Source organism: Modicisalibacter coralii, assembly GCF_004117855.1.
GTDB lineage: Bacteria > Pseudomonadota > Gammaproteobacteria > Pseudomonadales > Halomonadaceae > Modicisalibacter > Modicisalibacter coralii.
On sequence record NZ_QWBW01000001.1, the window covers coordinates 22,005 to 36,521 of the forward strand.

Genomic DNA, 14,517 nt, shown 5'->3' on the forward strand with positions numbered 1-14,517 from the left:
GCTTGTCAGGGCCGAATGTGAGGCGTAAAGTACGCATCCGCTGCCGACGACGGGACACGTCACCGGCGGTGACGGGAGAAGCAAGTGGCTGTTTCTTCGAGGGTTTTGGAAAACGGCGGTGAACAAATCGCTTGCCGGATCGCCTCGAAGGCTGTAGACTTCGCTCCCACGATTCGCCGGCCTTTCGGGGTCAGCGGTCAAGCGCGGCCGAGATCGATGGCTGATCTCATCCGGTGTTCGGCACCGGCCACCGAGGCTTGACAGCGCAGCGCGAATCGGTAGAATACGCCTCTCTCGCGGCGAGGCGCCTTCGGGCAAACGACGCGATGCTCTTTAACAAGTCGATCAGGTAATTCATGTGGGCGCTTGGCCACGATACGGTGACACTGTCACATGATATCAAGGCAAGCGACTCGTCAAGAGACGTTTGAACCTTGAGCCAGGTTTGGTCCGCCTAACGGACCATCAGACTTTCAACTGAAGAGTTTGATCATGGCTCAGATTGAACGCTGGCGGCAGGCTTAACACATGCAAGTCGAGCGGTAACGGGTCCAGCTTGCTGGATGCYGACGAGCGGCGGACGGGTGAGTAATGCATAGGAATCTGCCCGGTAGTGGGGGATAACCTGGGGAAACCCAGGCTAATACCGCATACGTCCTACGGGAGAAAGCAGGGGATCTTCGGACCTTGCGCTATCGGATGAGCCTATGTCGGATTAGCTGGTTGGTGAGGTAACGGCTCACCAAGGCGACGATCCGTAGCTGGTCTGAGAGGATGATCAGCCACACTGGGACTGAGACACGGCCCAGACTCCTACGGGAGGCAGCAGTGGGGAATATTGGACAATGGGCGCAAGCCTGATCCAGCCATGCCGCGTGTGTGAAGAAGGCTTTCGGGTTGTAAAGCACTTTCAGCGGGGAAGAAAGCGTGCCGGTTAATACCCGGTACGGACGACATCACCCGCAGAAGAAGCACCGGCTAACTCCGTGCCAGCAGCCGCGGTAATACGGAGGGTGCAAGCGTTAATCGGAATTACTGGGCGTAAAGCGCGCGTAGGCGGCTAAGTAAGCCGGTTGTGAAAGCCCCGGGCTCAACCTGGGAATGGCATCCGGAACTGTTTAGCTAGAGTGCAGGAGAGGAAGGTAGAATTCCCGGTGTAGCGGTGAAATGCGTAGAGATCGGGAGGAATACCAGTGGCGAAGGCGGCCTTCTGGACTGACACTGACGCTGAGGTGCGAAAGCGTGGGTAGCAAACAGGATTAGATACCCTGGTAGTCCACGCCGTAAACGATGTCGACTAGCCGTTGGGTCCCTTGAGGACTTAGTGGCGCAGTTAACGCGATAAGTCGACCGCCTGGGGAGTACGGCCGCAAGGTTAAAACTCAAATGAATTGACGGGGGCCCGCACAAGCGGTGGAGCATGTGGTTTAATTCGATGCAACGCGAAGAACCTTACCTACCCTTGACATCCTCGGAATCCGCCGGAGACGGYGGAGTGCCTTCGGGAGCCGAGAGACAGGTGCTGCATGGCTGTCGTCAGCTCGTGTTGTGAAATGTTGGGTTAAGTCCCGTAACGAGCGCAACCCTTGTCCCTATTTGCCAGCGATTCGGTCGGGAACTCTAGGGAGACTGCCGGTGACAAACCGGAGGAAGGTGGGGACGACGTCAAGTCATCATGGCCCTTACGGGTAGGGCTACACACGTGCTACAATGGCCGGTACAAAGGGTTGCAATCCCGCGAGGGGGAGCCAATCTCGGAAAGCCGGTCTCAGTCCGGATCGGAGTCTGCAACTCGACTCCGTGAAGTCGGAATCGCTAGTAATCGTGAATCAGAATGTCACGGTGAATACGTTCCCGGGCCTTGTACACACCGCCCGTCACACCATGGGAGTGGACTGCACCAGAAGTGGTTAGCCTAACTTCGGAGGGCGATCACCACGGTGTGGTTCATGACTGGGGTGAAGTCGTAACAAGGTAGCCGTAGGGGAACCTGCGGCTGGATCACCTCCTTAACCGACACGTCAGCAGTTCGAGTCTGCCCAGACCCACCAAAACAAGCTGTAAGCCATAAGCTGTCAGCTTTAAGTCAAGCCCGCCAGGCATGGTGTTGGTTTTTCTTACAGCTTAAAGCTTCCCGCTTAAAGCTGATGTTCAGGGGCCTTAGCTCAGCTGGGAGAGCGCCTGCCTTGCACGCAGGAGGTCACCGGTTCGATCCCGGTAGGCTCCACCATCCTCCCGATGTCCCAACAGTCTTTCCAATAAGTCCTAAGCTATAGGTTTTGGGTGACATGTCGATGACTGTCACGTAAAGCTTACAGCTTAGAGCTTATGGCTCTAAACGCTCTTTAACAATGTGAATCAAGCTGACAACGTTTCTTCCGARAGGAAGAGACAAACGAGATACGACTCTCGAGCGTATCCGGCGATCGTGTCATCGCACCAGACCCCTTGGGGTTATATGGTCAAGCGATGAAGCGCACACGGTGGATGCCTAGGCAGCCAGAGGCGATGAAGGACGTGACAGCCTGCGATAAGGTTCGGCGAGGTGGCAAATGACCTGTGACCCGGACATCTCCGAATGGGGCAACCCACTCAGGGTAACCTGAGTATCGCCATGTGAATCCATAGCATGGCGAGGCGAACCGGGGGAACTGAAACATCTAAGTACCCCGAGGAAAAGAAATCAACCGAGATTCCCCCAGTAGCGGCGAGCGAACGGGGAGTAGCCCTTAAGCGTTGTGACCGATAGGCGAACAGGCTGGGAAGCCTGACGATACAGGGTGATAGTCCCGTAGCCGAAATCCGATCAGCGTGAAATCGAGTAGGTCGGGGCACGTGAAACCTTGACTGAAGACGGGGGGACCATCCTCCAAGGCTAAATACTCCTGGCTGACCGATAGTGAACCAGTACCGTGAGGGAAAGGCGAAAAGAACCCCGGAGAGGGGAGTGAAATAGACCCTGAAACCGTGTGCGTACAAGCAGTGGGAGCACTYNYGTAGTGTGACCGCGTACCTTTTGTATAATGGGTCAGCGACTTATATTCAGTGGCGAGCTTAACCGNATAGGGGAGGCGTAGGGAAACCGAGTCTTAACTGGGCGACCAGTCGCTGGATATAGACCCGAAACCGGGCGATCTATCCATGGCCAGGGTGAAGGTTGAGTAACATCAACTGGAGGCCCGAACCGGGATCTGTTGAAAAAGATTCGGATGAGCTGTGGATCGGAGTGAAAGGCTAATCAAGCTCGGAGATAGCTGGTTCTCCTCGAAAGCTATTTAGGTAGCGCCTCACGTATCACCGCCGGGGGTAGAGCACTGTTTCGGCTAGGGGCCCATCCCGGGTTACCAAACCGAGGCAAACTCCGAATACCGGTGAGTGCAGCGTGGGAGACACACAGCGGGTGCTAACGTCCGTTGTGAAAAGGGAAACAACCCAGACCGTCAGCTAAGGCCCCCAAATTCTGGTTAAGTGGGAAACGATGTGGGAAGGCTTAGACAGCTAGGAGGTTGGCTTAGAAGCAGCCATCCTTTAAAGAAAGCGTAATAGCTCACTAGTCGAGTCGGCCTGCGCGGAAGATGTAACGGGGCTAAACCAGATGCCGAAGCTACGGGTTCGCCGAATGGCGAGCGGTAGAGGAGCGTCGTGTACGCCGATGAAGGTGTGTCGAGAGGCATGCTGGAGGTATCACGAGTGCGAATGCTGACATGAGTAACGATAAGGGGAGTGAAAACCTCCCCCGCCGGAAGACCAAGGGTTTCTGTTCGACGTCAATCGGAGCAGAGTGAGTCGGCCCCTAAGGCGAGGCCGAAAGGCGTAGTCGATGGGAAACGGGTCAATATTCCCGTACCTCGCGTGATTGCGATGGGGGGACGAAGAAGGCTAGGTGAGCCGGGCGTTGGTTGCCCCGGTGAAAGTGCGTAGGCCGAGGGCTCAGGGAAATCCGGGCGCTCAAGGCCGAGACACGAGACGAACRGACTACGGTCCGGAAGTCATCGATGCCACGCTTCCAGGAAAAGCCTCTAAGCTTCAGATCACGTGAGACCGTACCCCAAACCGACACAGGTGGTCAGGTAGAGAATACCCAGGCGCTTGAGAGAACTCGGGTGAAGGAACTAGGCAAAATGGTGCCGTAACTTCGGGAGAAGGCACGCCGGCATTACGTGAAGCCCCTCGCGGGTGGAGCGGAAGCCGGTCGAAGATACCAGGTGGCTGCAACTGTTTATTAAAAACACAGCACTCTGCCAACGCGTAAGCGGACGTATAGGGTGTGACGCCTGCCCGGTGCCGGAAGGTTAAGTGATGGTGTTAGCGCTTGCGCGAAGCTCCTGATCGAAGCCCCGGTAAACGGCGGCCGTAACTATAACGGTCCTAAGGTAGCGAAATTCCTTGTCGGGTAAGTTCCGACCTGCACGAATGGCGTAATGATGGCCACGCTGTCTCCACCCGAGACTCAGTGAAATTGAAATCGCAGTGAAGATGCTGTGTACCCGCGGCTAGACGGAAAGACCCCGTGAACCTTTACTATAGCTTCACACTGGACGCTGATGTTGCTTGTGTAGGATAGCTGGGAGGCTTGGAAACCCGGACGCCAGTCCGGGTGGAGCCGACCTTGAAATACCAGCCTGGCATCATTGGCGTTCTAACTTCGCACCGTGATCCGGTGTAAGGACAGTGTGTGGTGGGTAGTTTGACTGGGGCGGTCTCCTCCCAAAGCGTAACGGAGGAGCACGAAGGTACCCTCAGCACGGTTGGAAATCGTGCATTGAGTGCAAGAGCATAAGGGTGCTTAACTGCGAGACAGACACGTCGAGCAGGTACGAAAGTAGGTTCTAGTGATCCGGTGGTTCTGTATGGAAGGGCCATCGCTCAACGGATAAAAGGTACTCCGGGGATAACAGGCTGATACCGCCCAAGAGTTCACATCGACGGCGGTGTTTGGCACCTCGATGTCGGCTCATCACATCCTGGGGCTGAAGTCGGTCCCAAGGGTATGGCTGTTCGCCATTTAAAGTGGTACGCGAGCTGGGTTTAGAACGTCGTGAGACAGTTCGGTCCCTATCTGCCGTGGGCGTCGGAAGTTTGCGAAGTGCTGCTCCTAGTACGAGAGGACCGGAGTGGACGTACCGCTGGTGTTCCGGTTGTGATGCCAATCGCACTGCCGGGTAGCTATGTACGGACGGGATAACCGCTGAAAGCATCTAAGCGGGAAGCCCCCTTCAAGATGAGACTTCCCTGGGGCCTCGCGCCCCCTGAAGGACCCTCGAAGACGACGAGGTTGATAGGCGCGATGTGGAAGCGCTGCGAGGCGTTGAGCTAACGCGTACTAATGGTCCGTGAGGCTTGACCATATAACACCCAAGGGGCCTGAGTGGCCCTGTGGGCGAGACACGACGGATACGTCGCGAGAGTCGACTCGATCAGCTTGATCACGTTGTTGAAGCGCACCAGGTACTTGGGTGCTGCAGAGCCTGCAGCACGCCACGGTTACGCCTGACGACCATAGCGAGCGGGTCCCACCTGACCCCATGCCGAACTCAGCAGTGAAACCGCTCAGCGCCGATGGTAGTGTGGGGTCTCCCCATGCGAGAGTAGGTCATCGTCAGGCATCTTTTCGGAAAACCCCAGCCAATCGGCTGGGGTTTTTGCGTTTCGGGGCGGCGAAAGGGCGCGTCAGGCCCATGAGCCGGGTACCCCTGCGAGAGTCCCGGGGCGGCGGCCGCCGGAGCGCCGGCCGAGACATCCTCAGGCATCTTTTCGAAACCCCAGCCAACTGGCTGGGGTTTTTGCGTTTCTGGGCAGCGGAAACCGCGAGCCGGCCCTGGTGACCGTCGTTGCTTGAAGTTTGCGAGATTTCTTACATCGGCTGTGAGAGATCTCGGACAGCCCATGTCCCGAGCATCCCGTATCGTGACCCCGAGCGAGGGAGATGCTCAGGGAAAGTCCTCGGCCGGGATGGCTGAGGCACTACCCATCTCTGGCCTGCCGGCGGCTATCGCCGCGGTATCTCATCGAGCCCGGCCGCACGGAACAGCGCATTGAGCGTCTCGAGCAGCATCGCGTACTGGCGTTCCTCATGGGGCGTATCGGCCATCGCTAACAGGGTTGCCTGCGTCATCTCCGGCGGGATGCCGCCAAACCCGACGATGCGACGGCACAAGCGGTTGTACCAGCTTTCGAGTCTTTCATTGTCACGACCGCGCTCCGGTCGACGGGTAAGCGTCAGGCTCCTGGCCATCTGACGGAGGATCGCGGCGTAGGACGTCATGGTCAGGCCGTCGTGAGGTGCCAGTAAGCAGCGCGCAGCCTCGCTATCCGGGTGGCAGACATCGGCGATTTCCCCGTCTGGCGTATGAGCCGCCTGGCTGCGGTGCGGGGAAGCCTCGTCCTGCTGCGGAGTCATGTCGATCGTTTGCCGGACCATTGCCGAACATCCCTTTGTTGTATGACCTTCAATTCGCCTCGAGGTAATAATTCCGATAAGAAAAGATTCTTAGTGTAATCATTTGTCAGCATGATTGGCCAATCTACCGATGTCCTGGTTACCGCCTGCCGCCGATCGAGTCCGTCGATGCGGCGTGAGTTCTCAGCTCAGGCGTGTAACGCATTCGCGTCACGCAAAGACAAGGTCTCCGTGCGCCGACAGCTCAGGCAGGTGACGCAGGTGAGGGTACCGATGAGGGGCTGATGTTCGAACCTTGCCCACCGATGCGGCTCTCCGTTGGCAGGCTCCCGATTACCGCAGTCGCACATGAGTATCGGATTGCCCTGCGGATCGTAACTACTGACGATGCGTTTCATGGCGGTCTTCTCCCTGGTCATGGGGAGAGACTACGCGTATTGCCGATAAGGTGTTGTCAGCCAGGGGCGGGAGAAAATGTAGGCGATTTCCTACAGATCGTTCGGGAATTCTCCTATCCTCTCCGGGCGCGTTATGCGCCATGATGTCATTGATCTGTCTGGATCAGGGCTTTCGAATGTGTCAGAAAGCTCAACGGCTTGAGTCCCTTTCTTGCCCCGCCTTCATGGCGGGGCTTTTTATTGACGGGATTGCCGTACTGGTGTCTGCATGTGGAGCGATCAGCCGATCTGTACGGAGCCGCGGGCGTACTTGAGTCCCCGCTGACGGCGGGCTGCCATGAAATAACCCAGCGACAGAGGGCCGACACGGCCCAGCAACATGGTCACGATGAGTGCCAGCTGACCCGGCATGGACAACTCCCCGGTGACGCCCCGCGACAGGCCCACGGTGCCGAAGGCGGAAACCGTCTCGAATGCCAGATCGAGAAATGGCTTGCCGGGTTCCGTCATCGTCAGTACGAACAGGCAGGTGAAGATCAGCAGCATCCCGGCCAGGGCCACGGCAACCGCCTTGATGACCGTCTCCTGGGGGATCGAACGACCGAAGACCACCGGCTGGGCGTTGCTGCGCAGGAAGGCACGCGCCACCAGCAGCAAAACGACGAAGGTCGTGACCTTGATCCCGCTGGCCGTGGAACCCGACCCGGCACCGATGAACATCAACAGCATGGTCAGCAGGGTCATGGGGTCGGTCAGCGAACCGGTGTCGAGGGTATTGAAACCGGCCGTGCGTGGCGTGACGGCCTGGAACCAGGCGGCCTGAAGCTTGGCCCCGAGACCGTCCAGGGCTCCGAGCGTGGCGCTGTTGTCCCATTCCAGCAGCAGCATGGCTGCCATGCCGGCCAGAGACAGCCACAGCGTGGCATGCAGCACGATGCGTGCATGCAGGGAAAGCGATCGACCGCGCCGCCATTCGAGCAGTTCGCCGATCACCGTGAAGCCCAGTCCGCCGACGATGAACAGGGCGCTGACGACGACGTTGATCAGTGGATTGGCCACATGGTCGGTCAGGCTGTCGGGCCAGACCGAGAAGCCGGCATTGTTGAAGGCGGAAACGGCGTGAAAGAAGCTGACCCACAAGCCTCTTTGCAGCCCGTATTGCGGCACCCAGCTCAAGGCCAGCAGGGCGGTGCCGATGGCCTCGGCGATCAGGGCGAAGGCGATCACCAGGCGCACCAGGCTCATCAATTCACCGAAGGAGGTGTGGTTGAGGCTCTCCTTGACCAGGTTGCGTTGATAGAGCGGCAGGCGCATGCCCATCAGGGCCAGCGTCAGTGCCGCGAACGTCATGAAGCCAAGACCGCCGACCTGGATCAGGCATAGCAGCACCCACTGGCCGAACAGGGTCAGGTCGGCGGCCTTGACCACGCTGAGACCGGTCACGGTGACGGCGGATGTGGCGGTAAACAGTGCCTCGTGCCAGGACAACGGGTCGCTCGCCGAGACCGGTAACCATAACAGCAAGGTACCGATGCCGCTGAGCAGGGCAAAGCCGAGCAGCAGGATCTCGGGTGGCGAGAGCTGAATGATGCGACCGTGGGGCAGTTGACGCAGCGGATGGGCAATGCGTTGGCGATATCTCATGGTGATGTATGGCTCAGATCGGCATCAGAGCTTCTTGCCCAGTTCGCGCAGATCATCGAGGTCGCCCATCAGCACCAGATGATCCTTGTCGTGAAGTTCCGCCTCGCCGCTCGGCGCGTGAAGGACCTCCTTGCCGCGCTTGATGGCAACCAGGGCCAGGTTGGCCTTGTCGAGTTCCAGGTCGGCTACGGTGGGGCAATTGTCGTTGAGCTTTTCGGTGGTCTGCAGTTCGACGATGAACTGGCGATCGCCGAGCTGAATGAAATCCACCATGGCACGATAGTGCAGGCTTTCGGCGACGCGCAGGCCGGTATCGTACTCGGGGTAGACGACATGGTCGGCGCCGATGTGCTTGAGCAGGCGATAGTGGGTATCGGAGTGGGCCTTGACCCAGATCTCCTGAGCGCCCTGCTCGCGGGCCAGCAGCGTGCAGATCATGCTGGCCTCGATGTTGTCGTCGACATCGACCACCACGGCGTCGTACTCACCGAGGGAGAGTTCGGCGAGTGCCTTCTCGTTGGTCACGTCGGCGACCACGGCATGGGTGAGCAGGTCGGACAGCGCATTGACGCGATCCTCGCTGTGGTCGACGCCGAGCACGTCGTTGTGTTGGCGACGCAGCTCCTGGGCAACGGTGACGCCGAAATAGCCCAGCCCCAGAATCGCGAACTGATGCGTCATGTGAACTCCTTTCGTCCCTGATGAGATGGCAGCGACCGGCTAGTCGTCGGGGATCGCCGGTGCCCGGGAATCCAGTCCGGCTTCGAGCTTGGCCAGCAGGCGGAAAAAATCACGATACTCCGCCTCGCTCAAGGTCGCCACCAGATCGCTTTCCCAGGCCAGGGCGCTGGGGATCACCGAGTCGAGCAGATCGTGGCCGGCATCGCTCAGGGTCAGCCAGCGCGTGCGCTGGTCGGCCTCGTCGCGGCGTCGCTGGATCAGGTCGCGCGCGAGCAGTTGGGCAACGGCGCGGGACACCCGGGCCTTGTCCATGGCCGTCAACTGGCAGATCCGCTTGGCGGTGAGCGGTTGAGATTGTTGCAACCAGGCCAGCACCCGCCACTGAGCGATGGTCAGATCGTACCGCTCGGCGTAGATGGTCGACAGTGCCTGGCTGATGCGTTCGGCCAGGTTGGCCAGGCGGTAGGGGAGAAAGGTCTCGAGGTCGAGTTCACTGCGCGGGGTCGACGGTGTCGGGGGCAAGTCACCCTCCTGAAAGCCGGTATCATGAACGTTACCCGAGTGTAGCGGGCGGTTCGGGGTGTGGCAGACGAGCCTCTCGATCGTATCAAAAACTTGACACTAGTGGGGCGCTTCTACGACCAACGGTAGACGAGGTTGGCTTGTGACCGGCGCAGTCTTTCCATATGGTTTCAATTGAAACTTTATCGGGCGCTCGGTGGAGTCGCACCATGAACCGATGCCGTGCAGCTAGCGTTTTTCGCTGCAAAAGGTTCAAGTTCTGGCAAGACGGTGCGCTGCATTGGTGCACGATTCCCGGAAGGCGCTACAATCGGCGGCTTGTGCGCAAAAACGTGTTGGCGAGATTTGGCACAACAACAAAACCCGCAAGGTGTTTCTATGACGACGAGAGAGAAACCTCAGAACCTCTGGATAGGCCGCTGGGGCTTCGTGCTGGCGGCGACCGGCTCCGCGGTGGGGCTGGGCAATATCTGGAAGTTCCCCTACATGACCGGTGAGTACGGCGGCGGCGCCTTCGTGCTGGTCTATCTGCTGTGTATCGCCGCCATCGGTATCCCGATCATGATGGTCGAGATCGGCTACGGGCGCCGGGGGCGCGGCAGTCCCATCGACGCCATCCGCCGGGTGGCGCGTGAGTCGGGGCAGAGCGCGGGCTGGTCGCTGATCGGCTGGATGGCCATGCTCTGCGGCTTCATGATCCTGTCCTTCTACGTGGTCGTGGCCGGCTGGTCGGTCTCCTACCTGTGGAAGACCGTCACCGGCGGGCTGACCGCGGACAGCGTCGACGGCATGGCGGCGATCTTCGGTGCCAACAATGCCAATCCCCTGAACCTGGGCTTCTGGAGTACGCTGGTGACGGTGGTCACCATGCTGATCGTCGGCAAGGGCGTTCAGGAAGGCATCGAACGCAGCGTGCGCTGGATGATGCCCGGCATGGTGATCATGCTCGGGATCATGATCGTCTACGCCATGTTCTCCGGCGGTTTCGGTCAGGCGCTCGACTTCCTGTTCGCCTTCGAGATCGGCAAGCTCTCCAGCGCCGGTCTGCTGGCGGCCATGGGCCACGCCTTCTTCACGTTGTCGCTGGCCTCGGGGGCGATCCTCACCTACGGCTCCTACCTGCCCGACGGCAAGTCGATCGCGCGCACCACCTTCACCGTGGCGGTCTGCGATACCCTGGTCGCCCTGATGGCGGGCCTGGCGATCTTCCCGGTGATCTTCGCCAACGGGCTGGATCCGGCGAGCGGCCCGGGGCTGATCTTCATGAGCCTGCCACTGGCCTTCGAACAGATGCCGCTGGGCCGGGTGCTGGAAGCGATCTTCTTCGTCATGCTGACCATGGCCGCGTTGACCTCGGCGATCTCGATGATCGAGGCCACCGTCGCCTGGCTCAACGAGAGCAAGGGCATCCCGCGCGCCAAGGCGGCGTGGGGCACCGGCATCGTGCTGTGGATCGTCAGCACGCTGGCCATGCTGTCGTTCAACATCGGCGCGGACTGGACCCTGGCCGGCAAGAATTTCTTCGACTGGCTCGACTATCTGACCTCGCGCTGGATGATGCCGCTGGGCGGTCTGGGCATGGCCATTCTCGCCGGCTTCGTGCTGCGTAACGAGATCTTCAAGTCCGAGCTGGGCCTGAGCGATGCCCAGCACGCCCTGTGGCTGTTCATGATCCGTTATGTCAGCCCACTGGGCATCGTGGTGATCTTCATCGATGCGCTGGGCCTGATGTCACTCGACATGGCCAGCCAGTGGCCCTGGTTCCTGGGGATCCTGGTGGCGATCACCCTGATCGGCGAGACACTCAGCCCACGGCTGCGTCGTCAGTCCGCCAAATGACGATCGCGCCACCCCTGTGTCATCGTGCCCCGGCCGTGTGCCGGGGCATGCTTGCATTTGGACGTTGCGTTATAAGCTGGCAACCAGACGTTACTGGCAATCCGCCCGGTTGATCATTATTTTGGCGTCTAAAGCAGGTTTTTCTCCTTTGATTTCGTTATATAGGCCGATCGATGACCCGGACGTCCTTCTCACCGGAAACCGCTTCGACCCCGACTCGGCTCGCGGCGCTCCGCGACTTTCCGCGGGGGCAGGTGTGCCTGGTGGGCGCCGGCCCGGGCGACCCCGAGTTGCTGACGCTCAAGGCCTTGAAGCGTCTCCAGGCCGCCGAGGTGATCCTGCATGATCGCCTGGTGAGTGGCGAGATCCTGGCCATGGCCAACCCGCGGGCGCGCTGTTTCTACGTGGGCAAGGCTCGCTCCCGGCACAGCCTGCCCCAGGAGGGGATCAACCGGGCGCTGGTCGACTGGGCGCGGCAGGGCAAGCGTGTCGTGCGCCTCAAGGGGGGGGATCCCTTCATCTTCGGCCGCGGCGGCGAGGAGCTGCAGACCCTGGCCGAGGCAGGTGTCGACTTCGAGGTGGTGCCGGGGATCACCGCGGCGTCGGGGTGTGCCGCCTATGCCGGGATTCCGTTGACCCACCGCGATCACGCCCAGTCGGTGCGCTTCGTCACCGGGCATCTCAAGAGTGGCAGCTGCGACCTGGACTGGGCGACGCTGGCCCGACCCGGTCAGACACTGGTGTTCTACATGGGGCTGGGCAGTCTCGAGACCATCCGTCGCGAACTGCTGGCCCACGGTCTCGCCGCCCAGACGCCGCTGGCGCTGATCGAGCAGGGCACCACGGCGCGCCAGCGGGTACACGTCGGCTCGCTGTCGAGCTGGCCGCCGGGCTTCGACCGCGAGCGGGTCAAGCCGCCGACGCTGATCGTGGTCGGCAGCGTGGTCGCGTTGCATGAGTCGCTCGCCTGGTTCGACGACAGCCGTTCGGCCAGTCGGGGCTGGGAAGAGGGCAAGCATCCCACGCCGCTCAACGATGCCGATAGCGCCTGAGCGGCGTGACATTGACGCCGCCGGAGGTGCTCCCGAGAATGAGGGTATCAGGGACGTGGAGGGCGGCATGAACGTCGAACAACTGGATATCCGGGACCATCTGGCGCGCTACGCGCCGTTCGATAGTCTCCCCGACGCCTTGCTGGATCGCATCGCCGAGGGTATCGAGGTGCGCTATTTCCAGGCCGGCACCGATCTGCTGGTCAAGGACCAGGCGGTCGAGGAGCTCTGGTACATCCGTAGCGGTGCCGTGGAGATGTTCCAGCGTAGCGGACGGCTATTCAACCGCCTGGGCGAGGGCGACGTCTTCGGCTATTCGGATCTGCTGCGCAATCGTCGCGTGCGCTACCCCGTGCGGGCGCTCGAGGACACGCTGATCTATTTCATCCCCGCCGCGATCTTCGATGAGGTCTGCGAGCAGGACGACGACTTCGCCGAGTTCTTCGATACCGGCGGTCGGCGGCTCAAGGCCACGGTGGAGCAGCATCGCGACGACAGCGACATGATGTCCACCCGCGTTCGCAAGCTGATCGATCGCCCGCCGGAGATGGTCGACGTCGATACACCGCTGCAGACGGCCGCTCAGCGCATGCGCGACACCAATGCCACCAGCCTGCTGGTTCTCGATACGGCGATGGAAGCGTCGGCGCGGACCTTCACCGACCGCGACGGTCACAATCGCCAACTGGTCGGCATTCTCACCGATCGCGATTTCTGCGCCCGGATGGCGGCCGGGGGGCTCTCACCGGACGTGCCGGTGGGCGAGGTGATGTCCCGACGGGTGATCGTCGTGCAGTCCGACGAGACGGTGCACGAGGCCATGCTGAGCATGTTGCGCAATCAGGTGCACCACCTGCCGGTGCTGCATCGCCGGCAGCCGATCGGGGTGCTGCACATCTCCGACATCGTCCGCTACGAGACCCCCACCAGTCTGTTCCTGGTCAACAACATCTTTCTCCAGAACGACATCGATCAACTGGCCCGGCTGTCCGGTGAAGTGCGTACCGCCTTCGCGCGCATGGTCGCCGACGGCGCCAACTCGGAAATGGTCGGCCGTTCCCTGGCAACCATCGGCCGCAGCTTCACCCATCGCCTGATCGAGCTCGCGGAAGCCGAGCTGGGGCCGCCGCCGGTGCCGTACTGCTTCATGGTGCTGGGCTCGATGGCGCGTGACGAGCCGACCATCACCGCCGATCAGGACAATGCCCTGGTGCTCGACGATCGCTTCGATCCCGAGCAGCACGATGCCTATTTCGCGGCACTCGCCAAGTTCGTCAGCGACGGCCTGGCGGCCTGCCGCTACCCGTACTGCAAGGGCGACGTGATGGCCACCAACCCGCGCTGGCGTCAGCCCCTGGCGGTCTGGAAGCGCTACTTCACCGAGTGGATGGACGAGCCCAATCCCGAAAGTCTGCTGCACAGCTCGATCTTCTTCGACCTGGCGGCGGTACATGGCGACGAACCGCTGGTCGAGGCCCTGCAGGATCTGATCGCCGAACTCGCCCCCAAGCGGCCCTACTTTCTCGCCGCCATGGCGCGCAACGCCCTGGGGCGTACGCCACCGCTGGGCTTCTTCCGCACCTTCGTCATGGAACAGGACGGCAAGCATCGCAAGTCGATCAATCTCAAGCGGCGTGGCACCGCGCCGCTGGTCGATCTGGTGCGCGTGCATGCGCTCGCTTGCGGTTCCAAGGCGCAGAATACCTTCGCCCGGCTGGACGATATCGCCAGGACCCGGCTGCTGGCGGACGGCGTCAACGATCGGCTGCGCTACGCCTTCGAGTTTCTTTCCATGGTACGCATTCGCCATCAGGCCCATGACATCGAGCAGGGCGACGAGGCGGACAACAACGTCGAACCCGAGAACATCGCCAGTCGCGAACGTCACCACCTCAAGGATGCCTTCGAGGTCATCAGTCATGCCCAGAAGTTCCTGGGCTTTCGCTATCCGATGCCCTCGAAGACCAAGAAGGCCCGCTGA

The 14,517-nt window shown here is 60.7% G+C and carries 7 protein-coding genes, 1 tRNA gene and 3 rRNA genes; 7 read left to right on the top strand and 4 right to left on the bottom strand.

Translation table 11 applies throughout. The features are described from left to right. The first annotated feature begins 474 nt into the window (after positions 1–474). The 4 genes from D0901_RS00105 (at position 475) to rrf (ending at position 5,605) form a co-directional block, all read left to right on the top strand. Positions 475–2,012 (top strand): 16S ribosomal RNA (locus D0901_RS00105). A 142-nt stretch (positions 2,013–2,154) separates the two neighbouring features. Further along, a tRNA-Ala gene (locus tag D0901_RS00110) sits at positions 2,155–2,230 on the top strand. Positions 2,231–2,460: 230 nt separating this feature from the next. After that, positions 2,461–5,348 (top strand): 23S ribosomal RNA (locus tag D0901_RS00115). Positions 5,349–5,489: 141 nt separating this feature from the next. After that, positions 5,490–5,605: ribosomal RNA gene (gene rrf, locus D0901_RS00120) — 5S ribosomal RNA — on the top strand. The 16S, 23S and 5S rRNA genes sit together here with 1 tRNA gene alongside, the layout of an rRNA operon. A 384-nt stretch (positions 5,606–5,989) precedes the next feature. Here rrf and D0901_RS00125 read toward each other — a convergent pair. The 4 genes from D0901_RS00125 to D0901_RS00140 all read right to left on the bottom strand — a co-directional run bounded on the left by D0901_RS00125 (position 5,990) and on the right by D0901_RS00140 (position 9,645). Beyond that, positions 5,990–6,421 (bottom strand): hypothetical protein, encoded by a 432-nt coding sequence (locus D0901_RS00125; protein WP_129138263.1) that lies wholly within the window; start codon positions 6,419–6,421, stop codon positions 5,990–5,992. Between the two features lie 656 nt (positions 6,422–7,077). Continuing rightward, positions 7,078–8,442: a TrkH family potassium uptake protein gene (locus D0901_RS00130; protein ID WP_129138264.1), complete on the bottom strand. Its 1,365-nt coding sequence runs from the start codon at positions 8,440–8,442 to the stop codon at positions 7,078–7,080. A 24-nt stretch (positions 8,443–8,466) separates the two neighbouring features. Next, a complete protein-coding gene (locus D0901_RS00135) occupies positions 8,467–9,123 on the bottom strand; it encodes a potassium channel family protein (protein WP_129138265.1) in 657 nt (218 codons plus the stop codon). A gap of 39 nt (positions 9,124–9,162) precedes the next feature. After that, a complete protein-coding gene (locus D0901_RS00140; protein ID WP_129138266.1) occupies positions 9,163–9,645 on the bottom strand; it encodes a MarR family winged helix-turn-helix transcriptional regulator in 483 nt (160 codons plus the stop codon). Positions 9,646–10,023: 378 nt separating this feature from the next. Here D0901_RS00140 and D0901_RS00145 point away from each other — a divergent pair, with 378 nt between their 5' ends. From D0901_RS00145 to D0901_RS00155, 3 genes are all read left to right on the top strand, one after another. Beyond that, positions 10,024–11,484 (top strand): sodium-dependent transporter, encoded by a 1,461-nt coding sequence (locus D0901_RS00145; protein WP_129138267.1) that lies wholly within the window; start codon positions 10,024–10,026, stop codon positions 11,482–11,484. A 173-nt stretch (positions 11,485–11,657) separates the two neighbouring features. Continuing rightward, positions 11,658–12,536 (top strand): uroporphyrinogen-III C-methyltransferase, encoded by an 879-nt coding sequence (gene cobA, locus D0901_RS00150; protein ID WP_129138268.1) that lies wholly within the window; start codon positions 11,658–11,660, stop codon positions 12,534–12,536. A 67-nt stretch (positions 12,537–12,603) separates the two neighbouring features. Continuing rightward, positions 12,604–14,517 (top strand): putative nucleotidyltransferase substrate binding domain-containing protein, encoded by a 1,914-nt coding sequence (locus D0901_RS00155; RefSeq protein ID WP_129138269.1) that lies wholly within the window; start codon positions 12,604–12,606, stop codon positions 14,515–14,517.

Bases quoted from the DNA above. Each gene is read 5' to 3' on its own strand.
- D0901_RS00125 (WP_129138263.1), bottom strand. From the start codon at position 6,421: ATGGTCCGGCAAACGATCGACATGACTCCGCAGCAGGACGAGGCTTCC.
- D0901_RS00130 (WP_129138264.1), bottom strand. From the start codon at position 8,442: ATGAGATATCGCCAACGCATTGCCCATCCGCTGCGTCAACTGCCCCAC.
- D0901_RS00135 (WP_129138265.1), bottom strand. From the start codon at position 9,123: ATGACGCATCAGTTCGCGATTCTGGGGCTGGGCTATTTCGGCGTCACC.
- D0901_RS00145 (WP_129138267.1), top strand. From the start codon at position 10,024: ATGACGACGAGAGAGAAACCTCAGAACCTCTGGATAGGCCGCTGGGGC.
- cobA (WP_129138268.1), top strand. From the start codon at position 11,658: ATGACCCGGACGTCCTTCTCACCGGAAACCGCTTCGACCCCGACTCGG.
- D0901_RS00155 (WP_129138269.1), top strand. From the start codon at position 12,604: ATGAACGTCGAACAACTGGATATCCGGGACCATCTGGCGCGCTACGCG.